At 72.7% G+C, this 23,316-nt stretch carries 22 protein-coding genes; 16 read left to right on the forward strand and 6 right to left on the reverse strand.

Features of this window, described 5'->3' with window-relative positions; genetic code table 11:
- The gene (locus GWK15_RS13585; RefSeq protein WP_168041867.1) at positions 1-2,736 is read right to left on the reverse strand and encodes a nitrate/nitrite transporter; all 2,736 of its coding nucleotides are present in this window, start codon (positions 2,734-2,736) and stop codon (positions 1-3) included.
- A gap of 222 nt (positions 2,737-2,958) precedes the next feature.
- On the opposite strand from GWK15_RS13585, the gene GWK15_RS13590 reads away from it, so the two are divergent.
- Together GWK15_RS13590 and GWK15_RS13595 are read left to right on the forward strand one after the other, a co-directional pair.
- Positions 2,959-3,633: a cyclic nucleotide-binding domain-containing protein gene (locus GWK15_RS13590; protein WP_168041868.1), complete on the forward strand. Its 675-nt coding sequence runs from the start codon at positions 2,959-2,961 to the stop codon at positions 3,631-3,633.
- A 45-nt stretch (positions 3,634-3,678) separates the two neighbouring features.
- Positions 3,679-4,413, forward strand: a complete 735-nt coding sequence (locus GWK15_RS13595) for a metallophosphoesterase family protein (protein WP_168041869.1) — start codon at positions 3,679-3,681, stop codon at positions 4,411-4,413.
- 1 nt (position 4,414) lies between these two features.
- On the opposite strand, the gene putA is transcribed toward GWK15_RS13595, so the two are convergent.
- Complete coding sequence (putA, locus tag GWK15_RS13600; protein ID WP_338147248.1) at positions 4,415-7,924, reverse strand: bifunctional proline dehydrogenase/L-glutamate gamma-semialdehyde dehydrogenase PutA; 3,510 nt, start codon at positions 7,922-7,924, stop codon at positions 4,415-4,417.
- A 129-nt stretch (positions 7,925-8,053) separates the two neighbouring features.
- Between putA and GWK15_RS13605 the strand changes: the two genes are divergently transcribed.
- Positions 8,054-8,512: an Lrp/AsnC ligand binding domain-containing protein gene (locus GWK15_RS13605; protein WP_168041870.1), complete on the forward strand. Its 459-nt coding sequence runs from the start codon at positions 8,054-8,056 to the stop codon at positions 8,510-8,512.
- Here GWK15_RS13605 and GWK15_RS13610 read toward each other — a convergent pair.
- Both GWK15_RS13610 and GWK15_RS13615 read right to left on the reverse strand, forming a co-directional pair.
- Positions 8,478-10,724, reverse strand: coding sequence for a heavy metal translocating P-type ATPase (locus GWK15_RS13610; protein WP_168041871.1), 2,247 nt, complete (start codon positions 10,722-10,724; stop codon positions 8,478-8,480). The genes GWK15_RS13605 and GWK15_RS13610 overlap by 35 nt on opposite strands.
- A gap of 44 nt (positions 10,725-10,768) precedes the next feature.
- Positions 10,769-12,094, reverse strand: coding sequence for an Nramp family divalent metal transporter (locus GWK15_RS13615; protein ID WP_168041872.1), 1,326 nt, complete (start codon positions 12,092-12,094; stop codon positions 10,769-10,771).
- A gap of 81 nt (positions 12,095-12,175) precedes the next feature.
- Here GWK15_RS13615 and mntR point away from each other — a divergent pair, with 81 nt between their 5' ends.
- The 10 genes from mntR to GWK15_RS13665 all read left to right on the forward strand — a co-directional run bounded on the left by mntR (position 12,176) and on the right by GWK15_RS13665 (position 19,413).
- Positions 12,176-12,628: a manganese-binding transcriptional regulator MntR gene (mntR, locus tag GWK15_RS13620; RefSeq protein ID WP_168041873.1), complete on the forward strand. Its 453-nt coding sequence runs from the start codon at positions 12,176-12,178 to the stop codon at positions 12,626-12,628.
- Positions 12,625-13,065: a MerR family transcriptional regulator gene (locus tag GWK15_RS13625; protein WP_168041874.1), complete on the forward strand. Its 441-nt coding sequence runs from the start codon at positions 12,625-12,627 to the stop codon at positions 13,063-13,065. Before mntR ends, GWK15_RS13625 begins: the two co-directional genes overlap by 4 nt.
- A gap of 185 nt (positions 13,066-13,250) precedes the next feature.
- On the forward strand, positions 13,251-14,429 hold the full coding sequence (locus GWK15_RS13630) for a multidrug effflux MFS transporter (protein ID WP_168041875.1): 1,179 nt from the start codon (positions 13,251-13,253) through the stop codon (positions 14,427-14,429).
- Positions 14,430-14,650: 221 nt separating this feature from the next.
- The gene (locus tag GWK15_RS13635; protein WP_168041876.1) at positions 14,651-14,827 is read left to right on the forward strand and encodes a hypothetical protein; all 177 of its coding nucleotides are present in this window, start codon (positions 14,651-14,653) and stop codon (positions 14,825-14,827) included.
- Between the two features lie 4 nt (positions 14,828-14,831).
- Positions 14,832-16,040, forward strand: a complete 1,209-nt coding sequence (locus tag GWK15_RS13640; protein ID WP_168041877.1) for an MFS transporter — start codon at positions 14,832-14,834, stop codon at positions 16,038-16,040.
- The gene (locus GWK15_RS13645) at positions 16,037-16,663 is read left to right on the forward strand and encodes a glutathione S-transferase family protein (protein WP_168041878.1); all 627 of its coding nucleotides are present in this window, start codon (positions 16,037-16,039) and stop codon (positions 16,661-16,663) included. Before GWK15_RS13640 ends, GWK15_RS13645 begins: the two co-directional genes overlap by 4 nt.
- Positions 16,660-17,217, forward strand: coding sequence for a pyridoxamine 5'-phosphate oxidase family protein (locus GWK15_RS13650; RefSeq protein WP_168041879.1), 558 nt, complete (start codon positions 16,660-16,662; stop codon positions 17,215-17,217). Before GWK15_RS13645 ends, GWK15_RS13650 begins: the two co-directional genes overlap by 4 nt.
- Before the next feature lie 3 nt (positions 17,218-17,220).
- Entirely contained in the window at positions 17,221-17,832 is a 612-nt protein-coding gene (locus tag GWK15_RS13655; RefSeq protein WP_168041880.1) for a LysE family translocator, read from the forward strand.
- 13 nt (positions 17,833-17,845) lie between these two features.
- Positions 17,846-18,448 (forward strand): 2-hydroxychromene-2-carboxylate isomerase, encoded by a 603-nt coding sequence (locus GWK15_RS13660; protein WP_168041881.1) that lies wholly within the window; start codon positions 17,846-17,848, stop codon positions 18,446-18,448.
- Between the two features lie 68 nt (positions 18,449-18,516).
- Positions 18,517-19,413 (forward strand): LysR substrate-binding domain-containing protein, encoded by an 897-nt coding sequence (locus GWK15_RS13665; protein ID WP_168041882.1) that lies wholly within the window; start codon positions 18,517-18,519, stop codon positions 19,411-19,413.
- Here the strand turns inward: GWK15_RS13665 and GWK15_RS13670 are convergent.
- Both GWK15_RS13670 and GWK15_RS13675 read right to left on the reverse strand, forming a co-directional pair.
- Positions 19,410-19,733, reverse strand: coding sequence for a hypothetical protein (locus GWK15_RS13670; protein ID WP_168041883.1), 324 nt, complete (start codon positions 19,731-19,733; stop codon positions 19,410-19,412). The two genes, GWK15_RS13665 and GWK15_RS13670, sit on opposite strands and share 4 nt — an antisense overlap.
- A gap of 86 nt (positions 19,734-19,819) precedes the next feature.
- A complete protein-coding gene (locus tag GWK15_RS13675) occupies positions 19,820-20,839 on the reverse strand; it encodes an NAD(P)/FAD-dependent oxidoreductase (RefSeq protein WP_168041884.1) in 1,020 nt (339 codons plus the stop codon).
- 75 nt (positions 20,840-20,914) lie between these two features.
- Here GWK15_RS13675 and tsaE point away from each other — a divergent pair, with 75 nt between their 5' ends.
- Genes tsaE through GWK15_RS13690 form a run of 3 tightly spaced genes read left to right on the forward strand, consistent with a single transcriptional unit; the run spans position 20,915 to position 23,084 of the window.
- Positions 20,915-21,373, forward strand: a complete 459-nt coding sequence (tsaE, locus tag GWK15_RS13680; protein ID WP_168041885.1) for a tRNA (adenosine(37)-N6)-threonylcarbamoyltransferase complex ATPase subunit type 1 TsaE — start codon at positions 20,915-20,917, stop codon at positions 21,371-21,373.
- Positions 21,370-22,359 (forward strand): aminoglycoside phosphotransferase family protein, encoded by a 990-nt coding sequence (locus GWK15_RS13685; RefSeq protein ID WP_168041886.1) that lies wholly within the window; start codon positions 21,370-21,372, stop codon positions 22,357-22,359. The genes tsaE and GWK15_RS13685 overlap by 4 nt, the downstream gene beginning before the upstream one ends.
- Positions 22,356-23,084, forward strand: a complete 729-nt coding sequence (locus GWK15_RS13690) for a nucleotidyltransferase family protein (RefSeq protein ID WP_168041887.1) — start codon at positions 22,356-22,358, stop codon at positions 23,082-23,084. Before GWK15_RS13685 ends, GWK15_RS13690 begins: the two co-directional genes overlap by 4 nt.
- Positions 23,085-23,316: the final 232 nt, after the last annotated feature.

Genomic DNA, 23,316 nt, shown 5'->3' on the forward strand with positions numbered 1-23,316 from the left:
TCAGGCGTTCACGGCGGGGCCGGGGGTCCGGCCGCGCTCGATGTCGTGCAGCAGGCCGCCGCGGCGGGTGTAGACGCCCCAGGTCACGGCGATGCACAGCAGGTAGAAGATGAAGAAACCCCAGAGTGCCGCGAGCGGGCTGCCGGTCATCGCGATCGAGGTGCCGTAGCTCTTGGGGATGAAGAAGGCGCCATAGGCCGCGATGGCGGAGGTGAAGCCGATGATGGCCGCACTTTCCTTCTCGGCCTGGGCACGGCGCGCGATGCTGTCCACATCCGGCATCAGCCGCCCGATCTCCTTGCCCATGATCGCGGGGATCATCTGGAAGGTGGAGGCGTTGCCCACGCCGCTCGCGAAGAAGAGCAGCATGAAGCAGCCGAAGAAGCCCCAGAACGCGCCGGGCTCGCCCTTGATGCCGAGGAAGTGGATGACGCCGTAGACGCCGATGGCCATCAGCGCGAAGACCCAGAAGGTCACGCGCCCGCCGCCCCACTTGTCCGACACCCAGCCGGTCAGCGAGCGCGACAGCGCGCCCACCAGCGGCCCGAGGAAGGCGTATTGCAGCGCGTCCACCTCGGGGAACTGGGTGCGGGCCAGCAGCGGGAAGCCTGCGGAGTAGCCGATGAAGGACCCGAAGGTGCCGGTGTAGAGGAAGCACATGATCCAGTTGTGCTTGCGCTGGAAGATCACCGCCTGGTCGGCGAAGGACGCCTTCATGGTGGCGAGGTCGTCCATCTTGAACCAGGCGGCGAAGGCCGCAGCCGCGATGAACGGCACCCAGATGAAGCCGGCATTCTGCAGCCACAGGCTGCCGCCGGTGCCGACCGCCTGCGGGTCGCCGCCCAGCCAGCCGAAGACGCCGGCGGTGATCGCCATCGGGACCACGAACTGCACCACGCTGACGCCGAGGTTGCCGAGGCCGGCGTTGAGCGCGAGCGCGTTGCCCTTCTCCCGCTTCGGGAAGAAGAAGGAGATGTTGGCCATGGAGGAGGCGAAGTTGCCGCCGCCGAAGCCGCAGAGCAGCGCGAGGAGCAGGAACACCCAGTAGGGCGTGTTCGGGTTCTGCACCGCGAAGCCGATGCCGAGCGCGGGCAGGATCAGCGACCAGGTCGCGAGCGTGGTCCAAAGCCGCCCGCCGAAGATGGGCGGCATGAAGGAATAGAAGATGCGCAGCGTCGCGCCCGACAGGCCGGGGAGTGCGGCGAGCCAGAACAACTCATCCGTGGTGAAGCGGAAGCCGACCTGCGGCAGCTTCGCCACCACCACCGACCAGACCATCCACACCGCGAAGGCGAGCAGCAGGCAGGGGATCGAGACCCAGAGATTGCGCCTGGCGATGGCGCGGCCCTTTTCGTCCCAGAAGGTGGGATCCTCGGGTCGCCAGTCCTGGATGGCGCCGCCGCGCAGCGCGCCTTCCTGCGCCGGGCCGTGGATGGGCTGCATCTCGGGCAGCGCCGGCAGCTTCTCGAGCACCGGGGCGGCCGCTTCGCGTTCCATCCGCAGGATGGCGAAGTGCATCCACACCAGCGCCACGGCGCTGATCGCGAACAGCAGCATGAAGCAGGATTGCCGGATGCCGGTCAGGTCGTTCAGCAGGCCGAAGGCCATGGGCAGCACGAAGCCGCCGAGGCCGCCGATCAGGCCGACGATGCCGCCCACCGCGCCGACGCGGTTCGGGTAGTAGACCGGGATGTGCTTGTAGACCGCGGCCTTGCCCAGGCTCATGAAGAAGCCGAGCACGAAGACCAGCACGATGAAGGCGGTCACCCCGGTTTCGAGGTGGAAGCGCATCGGACCGCCGATGCCCTGCACGACGTAGTCGGTCGGCGGGTAGGACAGGATGAAGGTCACGATGACCGAGACGCCGAGCGTCCAGTACATCACGCGCCGCGCGCCGTAGCGGTCCGAGAGGTGCCCGCCATAGGCGCGGAACAGGCTCGCCGGCACCGAGTAGGCCGCGCCGATCATGCCCGCGGTCTTGATGTCGAAGCCGTAGGTTTCGATGATGTAGCGCGGCAGCCAGAGCGCCAGCGCGACGAAGGCACCGAAGACGAAGAAGTAGTAGAGGCTGAAGCGCCAGACCTGGACGTTCTTCAGCGGCTCCATCATCGCGGCGAAGGATTCCGGCTTGGTGCCGGAGGCCTTGCGCGCCGCGAGGTCGGGGTCGTCCTTCGTGAACAGGAAGAAGACGACCGCCATGACGACCAGCGCGGCGGCCCAGATCAGCGCCACCGCCTTCCAGCCCATCGCCACCATCACGAAGGGCGCGAGGAACTTGGTCACCGCCGCGCCGACATTGCCGGCGCCGAAGATGCCGAGCGCGGTGCCCTGCTTCTCCTTTGGGAACCACTTCGACACATAGGCAATGCCGACGGCGAAGGAGCCGCCGGCGATGCCGACGCCGAGTGCCGCGATCAGGAAGGTGGTGTAATCGTAGGCGAGGCTCAGCAGCGCGGTGGCCGCGGCCGCCGAGAGCATCACCGCCGTGTAGACGATCCGTCCGCCATACTGGTCGGTCCAGACGCCCAGGACGAGGCGGATCAGGCTGCCCGTCAGGATCGGCGTGCCGATCAGCAGGCCGAACTGGAACTCGGTCAGGCCGAGGTCGCGTTTGATCTGGATGCCGATGATCGAGAAGATCGTCCAGGCGGCGAAGCAGATCGTGAAGGCGATGGTCGACAGCCAGAGTGCGCGCGATTGCGCTCCGGGGTCGGGTGGCGAGGCTGACTGGGACATGCCGTCCTCCGTGCTCATGCGGCGGCACGGGCAGAGGTGACGGGGGGAGGGCGCCGGAAGCTTGAGCAGGATCAAGTCGAAACGCGCGGCGCCAGGAAAATCCGCGCGGACGCCAAATGAAACAACGGAAGCGATGACGGGTGCCGCCGACGTCATTGATCTGGATCAACGCAAGGGCCGGGCGCCGCCCGCTTCATGGTCCAAAGCCCGGGGAGAACCGTCATGCCGCAGCCATCGCGTGCCACGGCGCTGATCGAACGATCGCCCTTCTTCCAGGCCGCCGGCCCGGCGGCGATGGCCGACCTGCTGCGCCCGAGCTTCACGCAGATCCTGCCGCGCGGCGCCGTGCTGTTTGAGGAAGGCGACGACCCGGACTTCCTGCACGTGGTCCTCGAGGGCCGCGTCGGCCTGCAGGCAAGCGTCCCCGACCGCGGCAAGACCATGGTCGAGCTGTTCGGCCCGGGCGAGCTCTGCCTCGCCGCCGCCGTGGTGCTGCGGCTGCCCTACCTCGCGACCGCGGTGGCGCTGACCGAGATCCGGGTGCTGATGATCCCGGGCGAGGTGTTCCGCGACACCATCTCGCGCTCCCGCGAACTGTGCCAGGCGACGACCGAACTGCTGGCGCGGCATTGGCGGCTGATGGTGGACCAGGTGGTCGACCTGAAGCTGCGCAGCGCGGAGGACCGGCTCGCCCGCTTCATCGCCCGGCGCGTGGACGAGGAGAGCGGCACCGGCGTGGTGGACCTGCCCGAGCCGCGCACTGCCATCGCCGCGCGGCTCGGCATGACGCCGGAGACGCTGTCCCGCGCCTTCGCCGAGTTGGAGCGCAAGGGCAAGCTGCGGCGCGGGCCGGACGGGGCCACCGTGGTCCCGGACCGCGCCGCCTTGATCCCCTGACCCGGCGGGGGTGACCGCCGCGGCGCGGCGTCCCTATGCTGGGGCATGCGCCTCGCCGTCATCGCCGATATCCACGGCAATTGCCTCGCCCTCGACGCCGTCCTCGCTGACATTGCGCGGCGCGGCGTGCGGGACATCGTCAACCTCGGCGACGTCGCCTCCGGGCCGATGCGCCCGCGGGAGACGGTGGAACGGATCCGCGCCGCCGGCATCCCGACCGTGCGCGGCAACCACGACCGCTGGGTAGCCGAAGGCACGACCGGCGGGTCGGATGCCTTCGCGCGGGACCGGCTCGATGCCGCGCAACGGGCCTGGCTCGGTGCCCTGCCCGTGACGCTCGCGCCGGCGCCCGGCGTGCTGGCCTTCCATGCGCGACCGGATGACGACAACGCCTATCTGCTCGAGGAGGTGGCGGATGGCCGGATGCGGCCTTCGCCGGCCGCGGTGGTGGCGGCGCGGCTGCCGGCGCTGGAGGCGACGCTGCTGCTGTGCGGCCACAGCCACCTGGCGGGGCTGATCACCCTGCCGGACGGGACGATGGTGCTGAACCCGGGCAGCGTCGGCTGCCCCGGCTATGTCGACGACACCGACCCGGCGCATGTCTGCGAGGTCGGGTCGCCCTTCGCCCGCTACGCCATCGCCGAGATCGCGGATGGCCGTCTGCTTGGCTGCGAGTTGCTGGCGATCCCCTACGACCACGAGGCGGCGGCGGCGGAGGCCGAGGCGGCGGGCCGGCCGGGTTGGGCACATGCCCTGCGCACCGGCCGCATGCCGGGCTGACTCACTCGAGGCTCATCAGGCTCGCATTCCCGCCTGCGGCGGCGGTGTTGATGCTGACGGAGCGTTCGGAGAGCAGGAATTCCAGCGGCGCCGGATGCGCCGCGTCGACGCGGAGGACCGGCCGCAGCGGGCCGGGCAGGGCGGCGATGATGGGACACGCCTCGGCCAGCGCCGCGCCTTCCACCAGCGCCACGGACCATGGGCCGGGGCCGATCGCCGGCGCGGCCGTCACCTGGGCGCGCTGGCCGGGCGGCAGGGCGTCGTGCAGCGCGGCCGGGGCGACCAGCCGCACACGGTTCCCGGCCGCGAGCGCCGCATCGACCTGGGCGCGCAGCCCGGCCTCGGTCGTGGCGACGCACAGCACCTCTCCGCGCGGTTCCAGCCGGTATTCGTTGCGCTCGCCCACCGGGCCGGGCAGCAGCGTGACGGGCGGCGGCGGCGGCATCGCGGGGGCGCGCGAGAGGAGCCGCCGCAGGTAGAGCGGCCCGCCCGCCTTCGGCCCGGTGCCCGACAGCCCATGGCCGCCGAAGGGCTGCACGCCGACCACCGCGCCGATCAGGTTGCGGTTGACGTAAACATTCCCGGCCGGCGCCGCGGCGACCAGGTGGTCGATCGTCTCGTCGATGCGGGAATGCACGCCGAAAGTCAGGCCGTAGCCGGTGGCGGCGATGGCGGCGATCAGCGCCTCGGTCTCCTCGCGCCGGTAGCGCAGGACGTGCAGCACGGGGCCGAAGACCTCGCGCTGCACATCGGCGATGGCACCGATCCCGATCAGCGTTGGCGCGACGAAGGTGCCGTGCGCGCAGGCCTCGGGGAGCGGCAGGGCGTGGACTGCGTGGCCCTTGGCGCGCATCGCCTCGACGTGGCGCAGGATGGTGTCGCGCGCCTCGGCCGTGATGACCGGGCCGACATCGACCGGCAGCCGGTCCGGCACGCCGATCGTCAGTTCCGCCATCGCGCCCTTCAGCATCGTGACCACGCGATCCGCGATGTCCTCCTGCAGGCACAGGACACGCAGCGCCGAGCAGCGCTGCCCCGCGCTGTCGAAGGCGGAGGCGAGCACGTCCGCGACCACCTGCTCCGGCAGCGCGGAACTGTCGACCACCAGCGCGTTCTGCCCGCCGGTTTCGGCGACCAGCGGCACGGGGCTGCCGTGGCCGCGCAGCCGCCGCGCGAGCTCGGTGTTGATCAGCCGCGCCACTTCGGTCGACCCGGTGAACATCACGCCCTGGATGCGCGGATCAGCCACCAGCCGCGCGCCCACCGCGCCGTCGCCCGGCAGCAGCTGCACGACGGCGGGCGGCACCCCGGCCTCCCGCAGCAGGGCGACGGCCAGGCTGCCGATGATGGGCACTTCCTCGGCCGGCTTCGCCAGCACCGGATTGCCCGCCGCCAGCGCCGCTGCCACCTGGCCGGTGAAGATCGCGAGGGGGAAGTTCCACGGCGAGATGCAGGCGATGGGGCCGAGCGGCACCGCGCCGTCCAGCCCGCGCACCCCGGCCGCGTAGTAGCGCAGGAAGTCGACCGCCTCCCGCACCTCGGAGATGGCGTTGGGCAGGGACTTGCCGGCCTCGCGCACGATGGGTCCGATCAGCGCGTCCATGCGCGCTTCCATCAGCGCGGCGGCGCGGTCCAGCAGCGCGGCGCGCGCGGCGGGCGGCGTCGCGGCCCATCCGCGCGCGGCGGCCTCGGCCTGCGCGATGGCGCGGTCGACCGTCGCGGCATCGGCTTCGACCACATGGCCGACCAGGTCGCGGTGGTCGGCGGGGTTGCGGACCTCGCGCGCCGCGCCGCCCGCCGCGCCGTCGCCGAGCAGCGGCACCGCCCGCAGCGGTGTCGCCGCGCCCGCCGCCAGCGTCGCGGCCAGGGCCGCGAGCCGGTCCTCGTTTGCCAGGTCGAGCCCCGCCGAATTGCGCCGTTCCACCCCGAACAGCGCCGGCGGCGCGGCGATGCGGTCATGTGGGCGGCCGACCGGGACCAGCGCCTCGGCCGCCGCGACGGGGTCTTCCAGCAGCGCGTCCACCGGCACCTCCGGATCATGGATGCGATGCACGAAGGAGGAATTCGCCCCGTTCTCCAGCAGCCGCCGCACGAGATAGGCGAGCAGCGTCTCATGCGTGCCAACGGGGGCGTAGATGCGGCAGGCACGGTTCAGCTTTGCCGGGCCGACCACCTCCTCGTAGAGCGGTTCGCCCATGCCGTGCAGGCACTGGAACTCGTAGCGTGCATCCGGTCCCGCCATGGCGTGGATGGCGGCCAGCGTCTGCGCGTTGTGCGTCGCGAACTGCGGGAACACCGCATCCTGCGCCGCGAGCAGCCGCCGCGCGCAGGCGAGGTACGACACGTCCGTATGCAGCTTGCGCGTGAAGACCGGGAAGTCGTCCAGCCCGTCCACCTGCGCGCGCTTGATCTCGCTGTCCCAATAGGCGCCCTTGACCAGGCGCACCATCATCCGCCGCCCGGTGCGGCGGGCCATGTCCACCACCACGTCCACCACGAAGGGCGCGCGGCGCTGATAGGCCTGGATGACGAAGCCGACGCCGTCCCAGCCCGCCAGGGCCGCGTCGTGGCAAAGCGCTTCCAGAAGGTCGAGGGAGAGCTCGAGCCGCTCGCTCTCCTCCGCATCGATGTTGAGCCCGATGTCGTAGCGCTTCGCGAGCCGCGCGAGATGCGCGAGGCGCGGCAGCAATTCTCCCATCACCCGCGCCCGCTGCGCGCGCGCATAGCGCGGGGGCAGCGCCGACAGCTTCACCGAGATCCCCGGCCCCGCCTCGATCCCGCGCCCGGCCGAGGCCGTGCCGATCGCATGGATCGCCTGCTCATAGGCCGCGAGGTAGCGGGCGGCGTCGGCGGCCGTCATCGCCGCCTCGCCGAGCATGTCGTAGGAATAGCGGAAGCCCTTGGCTTCCATCGCGCGGGCGCGGGCCAGCGCCTCCTCGATCGTCTGGCCGGTCACGAACTGCTCGCCCATCATGCGCATGGCGAGGTCGACGCCGCGGCGGATCACCGGTTCCCCCGCGCGGGCGATCAGCCGGGTCAGCGCGGCGCCGAGGCCCGCCTCGTTGCCCGTCGCCGTCAGTCGCCCGGTGATCACCAGGCCCCAGGTCGCCGCGTTCACGAACATCGACGGCGAATGCCCCAGATGTGCCGCCCAATCCCCGCCGCCGATCTTGTCGCGGATCAGCGCGTCCCGCGTCGCGGTGTCGGGGATGCGCAGCAGCGCCTCGGCGAGGCACATCAGCGCGACGCCCTCCTGGCTCGAGAGGGAGAATTCCTGCACCAGCGCCTCGACCCCGCCCTTGCGCGGATGGGCGCGCAGCGCGGTGATCAGGCGGCGGGCGAGGGCCGTGGCCTGGTCCCGCTCCGGCGCCGTCAGCCTTGCGGCGGCGATCAGCGGCGGCAGGCAGTCGGGCTCCGGCCGGCGATGGGCGGCGGTCACGGCGCGGCGCAGCGCGTCGCGCGGGACGCTGTCGCGGACCAGGTCGGCGAAGGGGGCGGGCGGGGCGGTCACGGCGGGCAGTCCTTCCTCGGGCGGCGCGAGCAGCCTATGGCCCGCGGCGCCGAATAGGCATGCGGCAGTTCGCCCTGTATGCCGTAGGATTGATTGCCAAATGCCAAAATATCCGAGAGACCGTCGCCCATGGACAAGATCGACCTGCGCATCCTGGACATCCTCCAGCGCGACGGACGCATCACGAACCTGGACCTCGCCGAGCGCATCGGCCTGTCCCCTGCCGCCACCAGCGACCGCTTCCGCCGCCTGCTGAAGGAAGGCTACGTCACCGGCTTCGGCGCGCGGCTGGACCACCGGAAGCTCGGCTTCGGCCTGCTCGCCTTCGTCGAGGTGCTGCTCGACAAGACCACCCCCGACGTCTTCGCCCGCTTCGCCGAGGCGGCGAACCGCGCGCCGGAGGTCCTCGAATGCCACATGGTCGCCGGCGGCTTCGACTACCTGGTCAAGGCACGGCTGAAGGACATGGGCGCCTATCGCCGCTTCCTGGGCGAGGTGCTGCTGAGCCTGCCCGGCGTGAAGGAAACCCGGACCTATGCGGTGATGGAGGAGGTCAAGAACGACGGTCCCCTGCCGCTGCTGCGATGACGGGCCGCCAGCCCAGCAGCCGCAGCGCGTTCAGCGTCACCAGCACCGTCGCGCCGGTGTCGGCCAGGATCGCCGGCCACAGCCCCGTCACGCCCGCCATGGTGGTGACGAGGAACAGCCCCTTCAGCCCCACCGCCACGGCGACGTTCTGCTTCACATTTGACATGGTCGCGCGCGACAGCGCGACGAGCTCCGCGACACCGGTCACGCGGTCCTTCAGCACGGCGGCGTCCGCGGTCTCGAGCGCGACATCGGTACCGCCGCCCATCGCCACGCCGACATCGGCGGCAGCGAGGGCCGGCGCGTCGTTGATGCCGTCGCCGACCATGATGACCGGCCCGGCCTTCCGCAGCGCGGCGATCTCGCGCTGTTTCTCCTCCGGCAGCAGTTCGGTCCGCGCTTCCAGGCCCAGCGCGGCGGCGATGGCGCCGCCGGTGCGGCCATTGTCGCCCGTCAGCATGACGGGCCGCAGCCCGAGTGCCGTGAGCGCCGCGACGCCCTGCACGGCATCCGCGCGCGGTTCGTCGCGCAGCGCGATGACGCCGACCGGCTGGCGATCGGCCAGGACCACGGCGATGGTCTTGCCCGCTTCCTCCAGCGACCCGATCGCGGCGGCGAGGTCGCCGAGCGCCGCGCCCTGCTCCGCGGCATGGCGTGGGCTGCCGACGCTGACGCGCCGCCCGGCGACGCTGCCCGCCACGGCGCGGCCCGGGATCGCCGCCTGCTTCGTGGCCGTCGGTACGGCCACGCCGCGCGCTGCCGCCTCGGCCAGGATCGCCCGGGCCAGCGGATGGGCGGATCCCTGCTCGACCGCCGCGGCGTCCGCCAGCACGTCTTCCGCCGCATGGCCCGGCGCGGGGAGGATGTCGGTGACGCGGGGGTTGCCCGCGGTCAGCGTGCCCGTCTTGTCGAAGGCGACGATCCGCGCCGCGCCCATCGCCTCGAGCGCCGCGCCACCCTTCACCAGCAGCCCGCGCCGCGCCCCGGCCGACAACCCCGAGGCCATGGCCGCCGGCACCGAGATCACCAGCGCGCAGGGGCAGGCGATCAGCAGCACCGCCAGGCCGCGATAGAGGCTCGTCCACCAGTCCCAGCCCAGCAGGAAGGGCGGCAGCAGGATCGCGAGCAAGGCCACCGCCATCGCGCCCGGCGTCCACCAGGCGGCGAAGCGTTCGATGAAGCGCTGCGTCGGTGCGCGTGACGCGGTGGCGTCCTCCACCATGCGGATGATGCGCGCGATGGTGTTGTCGGCCGCGGCGCGCGTGACGCGCACGCGGAAGGCGCCGTCGGCGTTGATGCTGCCGGCCACCACCGCGTCGCCGGGGCCGCGGGCGACGGGAATGCTCTCCCCGGTCACGGGGCTTTCGTCGATCGCGGAGCTGCCCTCCGCGATCACGCCGTCGCAGGGAACGCGGTCGCCGGGGCGGACCAGCACCAGGTCGCCGGGGGCGAGGGCTTCGGGCTTCACCTCCTCGGGGGTGCCGTCCGCGCGCAGGCGCAACGCGGTGCGCGGCATGAGCTCGGCCAGCGCCCGGATGCCGTCCCGCGCGCGGCCCGCGGCGACGGTCTCGAGCAGCTCGCCCACGGCGAACAGCAGCACGACGACGGCTGCTTCCTCCGCCGCGCCGATCACCGCCGCGCCGATGGCGGCGGTGCACATCAGCGTCTCGATGCTGAAGGGGCTGCCGGCGCGGGCCAGGGCGACGGCGCGGCACCCGAAGGGCACCAGGGCGACCAGCGTCGCGATCAGGAAGACCGCGTCGGTCAGCCGCTGCGGCAGCGCGAGGGACAGGGCATAGGCGCCGAGCACCAGCGCGCCCAGAACCCAGACCAGCCGCGCCTTGCCGGTGCGCCACCAGGGCAGGCCGGCCTCGGCGGGGTCGTCATGGTCGTGGCCGTGCCCGGCAGGACCGTGGTCGTGGTCGTGACGATGGTCGTGATCGTGGCCGTGGCCACCGACTGCCTCGGCATGGCGCGGCCCCTGCCCGGCCTGCAGCGGCGCCACGCTGTAGCCGAGGGCGGCGACCTGCCGTTCCACGCCGTCCGGCGGCGTCGTGCCGGGCGCAAGGGTCAGGGACAGCCGCTCGGCCATCAGGTTGACCTCGACGGCGGAAACGCCGGGCAGGCGTTCGACCGCCTTGGTCACCTTCGCGACGCAGGCGGCGCAGTCCATGCCGCCCACCCGCCATTGCAGCCTCGATTCCGCAGCCATGCCCGGCATATGGGACCTCCAGCCGCTGGAGGTTCAAGGCCCTTTCAATCGCCGAGCAGCGCGTCCCCCAGCACCTTCAGGTTCAGCGCCACGATCAGCGCCGCGGAGGCCCAGCCCAGCACCAGCTGCCAGCGCGGCGCCGCCAGCGCGCCGAGCCGCCCCTTGTCCGAGGCGAACATCATCAGCGGGATCACCGCGAAGGGCAGCTGCATGGACAGGATCACCTGGGACAGGATCAGCAGCTGCGCCGTGCCCGACGCGCCATAGTACCAGGTGACGATCACCGCCGGGACGATGGCGATCAGCCGCGTCACCAGCCGCCGCATGACCGGGGAGAGGCGGAAGCGCAGGAAGCCTTCCATCACCACCTGGCCCGATAGCGTCGCCGTCACCGTCGCGTTCAGCCCGCACAGCAGCAACGCGACCGCGAACAGCGTCGCAGCCAGCGTGCCGCCGAGCAGCGGCGACATCAGCTGGTAGGCTTCCTGGATCTCCGCCACCTCGGTGTTGCCGGAGGTATGGAAGATCGCCGCGGCGGTGATCAGGATCGCCGAGTTCACCAGCAGCGCCAGCGCCAGGGCCAGGGTGCTGTCGATGGTCGCGAAGCGGATCGCCTCCTTCTTCCCGGCCTCGTCGTCCTGCCAGGCGCGGGACTGCACCACGGCGGTGTGCAGGTAGAGGTTGTGGGGCATCACGGTGGCGCCGAGGATGCCCATGGCGATGTAGAGCTGCGTCTGGTCCGTCACGATCGTGGCGGAGGGGACATAGCCGCGCAGCACGTCCCCCCAGACCGGGTCGGACAGCACGATCTGCACCGCGAAGCAGCCGAAGATCAGCATGATGAAGCCGAAGATCAGGGCTTCCAGCCAGCGCACGCCCTTGTTCTGCAGCCACAGGATCAGGAAGGCGTCGAGCGCGGTGAGCATCACGCCGAAGATCAGTGGGATGCCGAACAGCAGCTGCAGCGCGATGGCGGTGCCGATCAGCTCCGCGAGGTCGGTGGCGCAGATCGCCACCTCCGCGAGGAACCAGAGCGGATAGGCGACCGGCTTGGGGAAGCGTTCGCGGCACAGCTGCGCGAGGTCGCGGCCCGTCGCGATGCCGATGCGCGCGCAGAGCGCCTGCAGCAGGATCGCCATCAGCGAGGAGACCAGCGCGACGGAGAGCAGCGTGTAGCCGAAGGCCGACCCGCCCGCGAGCGCGGTCGCCCAGTTGCCCGGGTCCATGTAGCCGACCGCGACCAGGTAGCCCGGCCCCATGAAGGCGAAGAGCTTGCGCAGGAAGCCCGCGGAATTCGGGACTGCGACGCTGCGATGCACCTCCGGCAGGCTGGGGGGGCTGGCGGCGACGGCCTCCGAGGGCGGGTTCATGCGGGACCTCCGAAAGTTAGCCTAGGCTAAGAAGTGATTGGGTCGCTATCAAGGCCTTCAAGACCGGATTCCGACAGCCCCATGCGACGCACCCCCGCCCCGCGCCCCCTGCCCCCCGCCGAGGACCAGGCGGCCCGCTTCGCCCGCCAGCGCGAGGCCGACCGCACCGCCACGGCCGAGGACTATGTCGAGCTCATCGCCGACCTGCTGCGCGCGGACGGGGAGGCGCGGGCGGTCGACATCGCGCGGCGCATGGGCGTCTCCCAGGCGACGGTCACCGCCACCATCGGCCGGCTGCAGCGCGACGGGCTGGTCGAGACCAAGCCCTATCGCGGCCTGTTCCTGACCGATGCCGGGCGGGACATGGCGCAGGCCGCCAAGGCGCGGCACGAGCTTGTGGTGCGGTTCCTGATCGCCGTCGGCCTCGACGCCGAGACGGCCGAGCAGGACGCGGAAGGCATCGAGCACCACGCCAGCGAAGCCGCGCTGCAGGCCTTCGAGCGCTTCCTCGCCGCGCGGAAGGCCGGGGGATGAGTGCCGCCTATTCCATCGGCGACCTGGCGCGCGCGACGGGGGTGAAGCCGACCACCATCCGCTGGTACGAACAGGAAGGCTGGCTGCCGCCGGCGGCGCGGACCGCGGGCGGGCATCGCGCCTATGGGCCGGCGCATCTGCGGCGGCTCGGCTTCATCCGCCATGCGCGGGAGCTCGGCTTCGAGAGCGAGGCGATCCGCGCGCTGCTCGACCTCGCTGACCATCCGGAGGCCGATTGCGGCGACGCGCACCGGCTGGCGACGGACCAGATCCGGGAGATCGACGCGCGGATGCGGCGCCTCGCCGCGCTGCGGGCGGAACTGGCGCGCATGGCCGAGGAATGTGCGGGCGGGACGATCGGCCATTGCCGGATCATCGAGACGCTCGCGGATTTCGACCACGGGCACTGCGCGGATCCGGGGCACGGGCGCGATTGAGGCGGAGCGCGACGCCGCCCCGCTCCTGAGCTCGTGATGGTTTCCAAAGGCCCTTCGGCCTTTGGTGGGGTGAGCCCGAGAGGGGCAAAGCCCCTCTCGGCCCTTGCCCCCGCCTTCGCGGGTGCCCATTCCAGGAATGACCGCCCTGCCGTGCCGGGGCTCCCCCCGACACGACCGGATGCTTCATGCCCCGCTGGCTACCCTTGCTTCTCGGCTTCCTGACCGCCGTGGGGCCGCTGTCCACCGACATGTACCTGCCGGCCTTCCCGGCCATCGAGGCCGAGCTCGGCACCGCCCGGGGCAGCGTCGAGATCACGCTGGCGGCCTGGTTCGCCGGCCTCGCCGTGGGGCAGCTGGTCCAGGGCACGCTGGCGGACCGGCTCGGCCGCCGCGGGCCGCTGATCGTGGGCACGACGATCTACACCCTGGCCTCGGTGGGCTGCGCCATGGCGGGCGACATGGCGACGCTCGCCGCCTGGCGCTGCGTCGCGGCCTTCGGCGGCGCGGCGAGCGCGGTGATCCCCCGCGCCATGGTGCGCGACTTGGCCGAGGGGCTCGAGGCCGCGCGGCTGATGTCGAAGCTGATGCTGGTGATGGGCGCGGCGCCGATCCTGGCACCCACGCTGGGCGGGCTGCTGCTGGGCGCCGGCGGGTGGCGGATGATCTTCTGGGCCTGCGTCGCCTATGGCGCGCTGTCCTGCCTGCTCGCCGCGCTGCTGCTGCCCGAGACGCTGCCGCCCGACCGCCGCCCGCGCCGCTCCGCCATCGCGCTGCTGGCCGATTTCATCGAGATCGGGCGCGAGCGCGGCTTCATCAGCCATGCGCTGATGGGCGCGATGGCGATGTTCGCGGTCTTCGCCTTCATCGGCGGCGCGCCGGACGTCTACATCGCGCATTTCGGCATTCCGGCGAGCCGTTTCGGCCTGCTCTTCGCCGTCAGCGCGACGGGCTTCATCGCGGCGTCGCAGTTCAACCCGACCCTGCTGCGCCGCTTCGGGCCGCGCCGCGTGCCGTCGATGGCGTTGCGCGTCAGCGCCGTCGCGGCCAGCGGCGTGCTGGTGGCGGCCTTCACCGGCTGGGGCGGCATCTGGGGCGTCTTCGTCCCGGCGGCGATCGCGCTGGCGGCGACGGGGCTGATCTTTCCCAACGCGGCGGTGGGCGCGCTGGCGCGGCATCCGGCGCGGGCGGGCAGCGCCTCGGCGCTGCTGGGCACGCTGCAATTCACCTGCGCCGCACTCGGCAGCGCGCTGGTGGGCGCGCTGGCCGACGGCACGCCGCGGCCGATGGCGCTGCTGATGCTGGGCGGGGCGCTCGCCGCGCTCGCCGCCGGGACGCTGCGCCCGGCCGCGCGCCCGCCGGGGTGAGGGCCGCTCAGCGCGGGTGAGGAGAACTCGGTTCCCCGCCCGCGCCCTGCGCGGGACCATCGCCCGGCATGACGGCGGTCCCGGCCTTTTCGCGCAGACCTTCGCGGCCCTTGGGCCGCCGCGCGACGGTCCGCACCCGCCGCCCCGAGACCCTGCGACGAGGCCTGCATCGGTTCGCCATCGCCGACGCGTGTGTTCCTCCCGACCAGGGCCTGACTTCCATGTCCGTTGTTTCCGCCTGCGTCGCCTGGCTGCGGCGTCTGTTCCGTGCCGCGCCGCCGATGCCCCAGGCCGAGGAACTCGACCCGCAGGGCCGCCGCGATGTCGGCCTGCCGCCCGCCCCGCGCAGCGCCGAGACCGAGCAGGCGCGCCTGCTGCAATACGGCCCCTTCTGGTGATCCCATGACCGCCGGCCCGTCGCTCCGCACGGTGGTGATCGTCGCCGCCCTGGTCATGTCCGTCTCGATGGGGCTGCGGCAGTGCTTCGGCCTGTTCCTCGGCCCGGTGGGGGAGGATCTTGGCGTCGCCGCGGCGTCCTTCGGCTTCGCGGTGGCGCTACACAACCTGGTCTGGGGCCTGGCGCAGCCCTTCGTCGGCGCGCTGGGGGATCGCTTCGGACCGCGGCCGGTGCTGCTCGGCTGCGGGGTGCTCTATGCGGCGGGGCTGCTGCTGATGGCGACCTCGCGCACGCCCTGGATCGGGCTCGACCTCGGCATGGGCGTGCTGACGGGGCTCGGCATCGCCGGGACCGGGTTCGGCGTGCTGCTCGGCGCGGTGTCGCGGGCCGCGCCGCCGGAACGGCGCAGCGCGCTGCTGGGGCTGGTCTCGGGCGCGGGGTCGATGGGGATCCTGGTGCTCGCACCGGCGGGCGACGTGATGATCGCCGCCTTCGGCTGGCGCGGCGCGGTGCTCGGCTACGCCGCGGCCTGCGGGGCGATGGTCGCGGTGTCGGTCTTCATCGGCGGCGCGCCGCGCGGGCCGGCGGTGCGCGTGCCGGCGCTGCCGCTCGGGGCGACGCTGCGGGCGGCGCTGGCGCATCGCGGCTTCGTCGTGATGTCGGTCGCCTTCTTCGCCTGCGGCTTCCAGCTGATGTTCATCACCACGCACCTGCCGCGCTTCCTCGGCCTGTGCGGCCTCGCCCCGGCGGTGGGGGCGCAGGCGCTGGCAGTGATCGGCGTGTGCAACGCTTTCGGCTCCTACGGCTTCGGGCTGCTCGGGCAGCGCTTCAGCCCGAAGCGGCTGCTCGCGGGCATCTATGCCATCCGCACCATCGCGATCGTGGCGTATCTGTCGGCGCCGGTCTCGGCGGCGAGCACGCTGGTCTTCGCCGCGGTGATGGGCGCGACCTGGCTCGGGGTGGTGCCGCTGGTCTCGGCGCTGATCGGGCGGCTGTTCGGCCTGGCGCGGTTCAACATGCTGTTCGGCGTGGTGTTCCTCGGGCACCAGCTGGGGGGCTTCGCGGGGGCCTGGATGGGCGGCCTCGTGCTGGATGCGACGGGCGGCTACGCTGCGGCCTGGTGGGCGCTGGTGGCAGTGGGCGCGACGGCGGCCCTGCTGCAATGGCCGATGGACGACCGTCCGCGCCCGATGCCCGGAGTTGCCCCCGCATGAGCCTGCTGATCCACGTCGCCCCCGGAACCTGCGCCCTCGCGACGCTGATCGCGCTCGAGGAAGCCGGCGCGGACTATACCGCGCGGCGCGTCGACTTCGCCGCGGGCGAGCAGCGCTCGCCGGACTTCCTCGCGGTGAACCCCAAGGGCCGCGTGCCGGCGCTGGTGACCGAAGACGGCGTGCTGACCGAGACGCCGGCGCTGCTCACCTACGTCGCGCAGCGCTTCCCCGAAGCCGTGCTCGCGCCCTTCGACGACCCCTTCGCCTTCGCGCGGATGCAGGAGTTCAACGCCTATCTCTGCTCGACGGTCCATGTCGCGCATGCCCACCGGATGCGCGGGCATCGCTGGGTGGACGACCCGGACGCGATGACCGCGATGCAGCGCAAGGTGCCGGAGAACATGGCCGCCTGCTTCGACCTGATCGAGACGACGATGCTGCGCGGCCCCTGGGTGCTCGGCGATCGCTACAGCCTGGCGGATGGCTATCTGCACACCATCGCGCGCTGGCTGCCCTCGGACGGCGTCGATCCCGCGCGCTTCCCGCGCGTCGCCGACCACGGCGCGCGCATGGCAGCGCGCCCCGCGGTGCAGCGCGCCCTGGCGCGGGAGAATGGCGGATGAGCCGCCCCGCACTGCGCCGCACCGACAAGGCGATGACGCCGCACGACATCGCCGCGCTGCTCGCCACCGCGCGCGTCGTGAACCTCGCCACCGTCGGCGCCGATGGCGTGCCCTATGTCGTGCCCAACCTCTTCATCTGGGAGGACGGGGCGATGCGCGTGCACACCACCTCGGCGCAGGGGCATTTCGCCCGCAACCTGGCGGCCAGCCCGCGCGTCTGCTTCGCGGTGCACGAGGCCGGGGAGGTGTTTCCCTATGGCGAATTCGACTGCGACACCTCGATGGCCTTCCGCAGCGTGATCGGCTGGGGCACCGCGACGATCGAGGATGCCGAGGCCGACAAGGCCCGCTTCTTCGACGGGCTGATGGCGAAGTACGGCGACCCGTCCTGGCAGCGCCCGCCCGGCTTCTATCCGCGGCTCGGGGAGGTGACGGTCTTCCGCATCGCGGTCGAGGAACTCACGGGCAAGTCCGGCCCGCTGCCCGGCCCGGCCGAACGCTGGCCGGCGGTCAACGCGACGCGGTCCCCCGGCGCCGTGCCGCCGCGGCGCTGACCGATGGATGCCGCCTTCCCGCCCGGGCTCGGCGCGATGCTCCTCGCCGCCGCGGCGCTGATGGGCAGCCCGGGGCCGTCGACCATCAGCGTCACCGCGGTGGGCGCCGCCTTCGGGTTGCGACGGGCTATGCCCTATGTGGCGGGGCTGATCCTCGGCACCACCGCCGTGCTGCTGGCGGTGGCGACGGGGCTCTTCGCCGCGCTCGCGGCGGTGCCGCAGGCCGCGCCGGTGCTGACGGCCGCCGCGGCGCTCTACATCCTGTGGCTCGCCGTGCGGATCGCCCGCGCGCCGCCGCTCGCGCGCGACGATCCTTCCGTGCCCGCACCGTCGCTGGTCGGCGGGTTGCTGCTCGCAACCGCCAATCCGAAGGCCTGGATCGCGATCGGAGCGGTCTTCGCGGCGTCCCGGCTGCAGGGCCTGCCGCCGGTCGCCGAGGCAATTGCCAAGACCCTCGCGCTGACGGCGATGATCGTGGCGATCCACCTCGCCTGGCTGCTGGTCGGCGCGTCGCTGGCGCGGTTGCTCGCGCATCCCGTCGCCTCGCGCGCTGTGAACCTCGCGCTCGCCGCGGCGCTCGTCGTCACCACCGCCTGGGCCCTGCTGCCGCGTTGACCGGAGACGCCCGATGACCGCCCCGATCGCCTTCTGGTTCGACTTCGCCTCCCCCTTCGCCTGGATCGCGTCGACGCAGATCGAGGACCTCGCGCGCCGCAATGGCCGCAGCGTCGATTGGCGCGCCATCCTGCTCGGCGTGGTGTTCCGCACGACGGGGATGGCGCCGATCCTCGACCAGCCGCTGCGGCGGGATTACGTGCCGCACGACCTCGCGCGCGTGGCGCGGCGGCAGGGGCTGGCGCTGGCGCGGCCGCTCGCGCCGCCGGGCACCTCGCTGGCCTGCGCGCGGGTGTTCCACGCCATTGCGCTGGAGGATCCGGCGCTGGCCGGCCGCTTTGCCCGCGCGGCGATGACGGCGATCTTTGGGCAGGGGGCGGACCTCGACACCGCCCCGGCCGCCCAGGCCTTCGCCGCGACGCTCGGGGGTGAGGCCGCGCGCCTCGCCGCGCAATCCGAGGCTCCGCCCGCGCGCGACGCCTTGCGCGCCGCGACGCAGGACGCGATCGCCCGGGGCGTCTTCGGCGCGCCCTTCATCGTCGTGGACGGCGAGCCCTTCTGGGGCCAGGACCGCCTGCCCATGGTCGAGGCCTGGCTGCGCGAAGGCCCCTGGTAGTCCGCGCAGCCCCGCCCTGCGCTGTGCGCGAGGCGCTTTCCGCGCCGCCGGTGCTACGGTCGCGCGCGATGGAGAGACTTCCGCACAGGCTGCCGCCGCTCGCCGCGCTCCGGCTCTTCGAGGCCGCGGGCCGCCATGCCAGCTTCGCCGGCGCCGCGGGGGAGTTGGGCGTGACGCCAAGCGCCGTCAGCCATGCGGTGCGCACGCTGGAAGACCGGCTCGGCCTGCCGCTGTTCCGCCGCGATGCGCGCACCCTGGCGCTGACGCCGGCGGGCGAGGAACTGCTCGCGGAAGCGACCCGTGCCTTCGAAGGCCTGACGCGGGTGATGGATCGCCTCGACGGCGCGCGGCACCAGGCGGGGCTGCGCGTCAGCGCCGCGCCGACCTTCGCTGCGCGCTGGCTGGTGCCGCGCCTGCCCCGCCTGCGCCGCGACCATCCAGGCCTGACGGTTGCCATCAGCAGCGAGCAAGGCTGGGTGGAGCTCGGCGACGGGCGCTACGACTTCGCCATCCGCATGGCGCGCGAACCCTCCGGTGCGGGGGAATGGCAGCACCTGTCCGACATCCGCCTGGTGCCGGTCGCGGCGCCGCGCTTCGCGGGGCAGGCGCTGGCCGCGGTGCTGGCTCGGCTGCCGGCGCTGCACGTCACCTCGACGCAGGAGGATTGGGACGCCTTTGCCGCCGCGCGCGGCGCGCCGCCGCCGGACCGCGCGCGCGGCCTGCGCTTCGACACGGTGCACATGGCGGTGGATGCGGCGGCGCAGGGCCTTGGCGTCGCGCTCGCGCGCCTGCCGGTCTGCGCCGATGACCTCGCGACCGGCCGCGTCGTCGCGCTGGATGAACCGGTTCAGGCGGGTGTCGCCTATTGGCTGGTCGCGCGGCCGGGCGCGCTGCGCCAGGCGGAGGGTCGGACCTTCGTCGCCTGGTTGCGGCGGGAACTCGCGGGCGAGCCCGTCCCGGCCTAGGCGACCGCGGCCTCGGCCAGCATCCCGCTGCCGAAGTGTTCCAGCTCGATGCCGGACAGCGAGGCACCCGCCACGCGGCATTCGCGCACCACCGCCTGGCCGCGATGCAGCACCAGCAGCAGCCGGTCGCCTTCGCGCAGCCCGGTCACGCCGCCGATCACCGCGCGGGTGGTGGACAGCATCCGCAACACCGCCTCGCGCCGCTGCCAGCCGAGCAGCACCGTGCAGGGTTCGTCGAAGGCATAGAGCGTCGGGACGGGTGTTGCGCCGGGAAGGTCCTGGCGCGGGCGCAGCGCATCGCGCGCGGGCATGTTCGTCATCTGGGGCCTCCTGCCGCCGGGTGCGCCACCAGGGGCGCCGCCGGCAGCATGGGCAGGGAGGCCTTAACGAAGCGTCGCCGGCGGGATCACCCGCCGGCGGGAACGCCCTTCGACGTGGAGTATTCGAAGTGCAGCGCCTCGCCGGGGAAGACGCGCGGATGGATGGCGTGCGCGGCCATCGCCGCCTCGCTGAAGCCCTGCAGGATCAGCTTCAGCTTGCCCGGATAGGTCGCGATGTCGCCGATGGCGAAGACGCCATCGACATTCGTCGCGCAGGTCGCGGGTTCCACCCGGATGTGGTTGTGGTCGAGCCCCAGCCCCCAGGACGCGATCGGGCCGAGCTCCATCGACAGACCGAAGAAGGCCAGCAGGTGGTCGGCGGGGATGTCGCGTTCCTCGCCCTTCAACGTGGCGAGCGTGACCGCTTCCAGCCGCGACCCGTCGCCCTTCAGCCCGTGCAGCTGATAGGGGATCGCCATCTCGATCTCGCCGCGTTCGGCGGCGGCTTCGAGCTGGGCCGAGGTCTCCGGCGCGGCGCGGAACTTCGGGCGGCGATGCACCACCGTCACCTTCGCCGCCACGTCCTTCAGCGACAGCGCCCAATCCACCGCGCTGTCGCCGCCGCCGGCGATCACCACGCGCTTGCCGCGGAATTCCTCCCGCCGCGCGACCAGGTAGCGCACGGCGCCCGAGGCTTCGTAGCCCGGCAGCCCATCCAGCGGCGGGCGGTTCGGGCCGAAGGCGCCGGCGCCGGCGGCGATCACCACCGCCTTGCAGCGCACCGTGTCGCCCGCGCTGGTGCCGAGCACGATCGTCCCGTCCTCCCGCGCCAGCGTCTCGACCCGACGGCCGAGCAGGAGGGTCGGCGCGAACGGCTCGATCTGCTTCTCGAGGTGGCCGATCAGGTCCGCCGCCGCGATCGCGGGATGCGCGGGGATGTCGTAGATCGGCTTTTCCGGATAGAGCGCGGTGCATTGCCCGCCCACGGCGTCCAGCGCATCGATCACCACCGATTTCATGCGCAGCATGCCGCATTCGAAGACGGCGAACAGGCCCACAGGCCCCGCGCCGATGATCGCGACATCCGTTTCGATGACGGCCGCCATGGCCACTCCCCCGAATCCTGGGCCGCGTGATAGACGGAAGCGCCCAAGGATCATAGCGGGCCGCACCCCCCTTTCATGCCCCGGACCGTCACCCTGGACCTGCCCGACCTTTCCTCCACCCATGCCCTGGCCGCGCGGCTGGCCGGGCTGCTGCGCGCGGGGGATGCGGTGCTGCTGGAAGGGCCGCTGGGGGCCGGGAAGTCGGAACTGGCCCGCGCCGTGCTGCGCGCCGCGGCCGGGGACCCGGCCCTGGAAGTGCCGAGCCCGACCTTCACCCTGGTCCAGTCCTACGACCTGCCCGCGGGGCCGGCGCATCATTTCGACCTCTACCGCCTCGACGGGCCCGAGGGCCTCGCCGAACTGGGCTGGGAGGAAGCGCGGGAGGGCATCGTGCTGGTGGAATGGCCCGAACGGCTCGGCAACGAACGGCCGGCGGGCGCGCTGACCGTGACCCTCGAACCGCTGGCGGTGGAGGAGGCGCGGCGCGTCACCCTGTCCGGCTGGGACGAACGGCTCGGGGCGCTGGCGGCATGAGGGACGCGACCGCCTTCCTGCGGGCCGCGGGCTTCGGCGCGGCGCGGATCGATCCGCTGCCGGCCGATGCCTCCTTTCGCAAATACGCCCGGCTGACCGGCGGCCCGGCCCCCGCGCTGCTGATGGATGCCCCGCCGCCCGAGGATGTCCGTCCCTTCCTCGCGGTCCAGCGCCACATCGCGGGCATCGGCCTTTCGGCGCCGTCGATCCTTGCGGCCGACGAGGCGAACGGCTTCCTGCTGCTCGAGGATTTCGGCAACGCCACCCACGCCGCGCTGCTCGATGCCGGCGAGGATGCGCTGCCGCTCTACCTCGAAGCCGCCGAGACGCTCGCCGCGCTGCACGCCGCCCCGCCGCCCGCGCACCTGCCCGCCTGGGGCGCGGCGCGCATGGCCGAGACGACGGCGGCGACCTTCCTCGACTGGTGGTGGCCCGCCACCTTCGGCACGCCGGCCGACGCCGCGACGCGCGCGGAGCTCGCCGAGGCCATCACGACGATGGTCACGCCCTTCACGACGGCCGGATGCTTCGTCCATCGCGACTACTTCCCGGCCAACCTGATGCGCCTGGCCGCGCGCCCCAGCCCACGCCGCACCGGGCTGATCGACTTCCAGGACGCCGCGCACGGGTCGCCCGCCTACGACCTGGTCTCGCTGGTCGAGGATGCGCGCCGCGACGTCGCGCCCGGGATCCGAAGCGCGGCCGTCGCGCGCTACCTCGACGCCCGCGGCGACCTCGACCGCCAGGACTTCGCCGCCGCCATGGCCGCCTGCGCCGCGCAGCGGCACCTGCGCGTCGCAGCACTCTGGGTGCGGCTCGACCGGCGCGATTCCAAGCCGCACTACCTGGTGCACGGGCCGCGCTGCTGGCGCCTCCTCGCCGCCGCGCTGGAGCACCCCGCGACGCGCCCGCTGCGCGACTTCCTCGACGCGCGCGTCCCGCCCGCGCTGCGCCGCAACCCCGTGGCCGTGACGGAGCCCGCATGATCACCCTGACCCACGGCATGGTCCTGGCCGCCGGCCTCGGCACGCGCATGCGGCCCCTCACCGACGACCGGCCCAAGCCGCTGCTCGAACTCGACGGGCGATCGCTGCTCGACCATGCGCTCGACCGGCTGCAGGCCGCCGGGGTGCAGCAGGCGGTGGTCAACGCGCATTGGCATGCCGACCAGATCGCGGTCGCGATGTCTCTCCGCGCCGACCCCTGCATCACCCTGCAGAAGGAAGACACGCTGCTCGAGACCGGCGGCGGCGTGACCCTCGCCCTGCCGAACCTCGGCGCCGGACCCTTCGCCGTGGTGAACGGGGACGCCTTCTGGCTCGACGGCCCGACCCCCGCGCTGACCCGCCTCGCCGCCGCCTTCGACCCCGAGCAGATGGACGCGCTGCTGCTGATGGTCCGCACCACCCAGGTGGACGGCGCCGTCGGGCATGGCGACTTCCTGCTCGATCCGCTGGGCCGCATGCGCCGTCCGAAGGAGCGCGAGATCGCGCCCTACCTCTACGCCGGCGTGCAGATCCTCTCCCCGGCCCTCTTCGCCGATGCTCCCACCGGCGCCTTCAGCCTTAACCGCCTCTACAACCAGGCGATGGAGAACGGCCGCCTCTTCGGCCTGGTCCATGACGGCGCCTGGTTCCACCTCTCCACGCCCGAAGACCTGCACCACGCGGAAGAGACGCTGCGGGCAGGACTGGCGCGGGCGCTGTTCTGAATGGGGGACGCGGCGCGGCGGGGGAGGGCGCTGCCCTCCCCCGGACCCCCACCCGCCAGAGGCCGAAAGGCCTCTGGACACCAGGACTTGATCGGGGATTTCGGGGAGGGGCATGGCATGCGCGTCGCGCCGGGCGCACCGGTAATGCCCCTCCCCGAAATCCCCGGTGAATCAAACGGTTTCCAAAGGCCTTTCGGCCTTTGGTGGGGTGAGGTCCGGAGAGGGGCAAAGC

Origin of the sequence: Neoroseomonas oryzicola (genome assembly GCF_012163135.1) — a bacterium.
In the GTDB taxonomy this organism is placed as follows: Bacteria; Pseudomonadota; Alphaproteobacteria; order Acetobacterales; family Acetobacteraceae; genus Neoroseomonas; species Neoroseomonas oryzicola.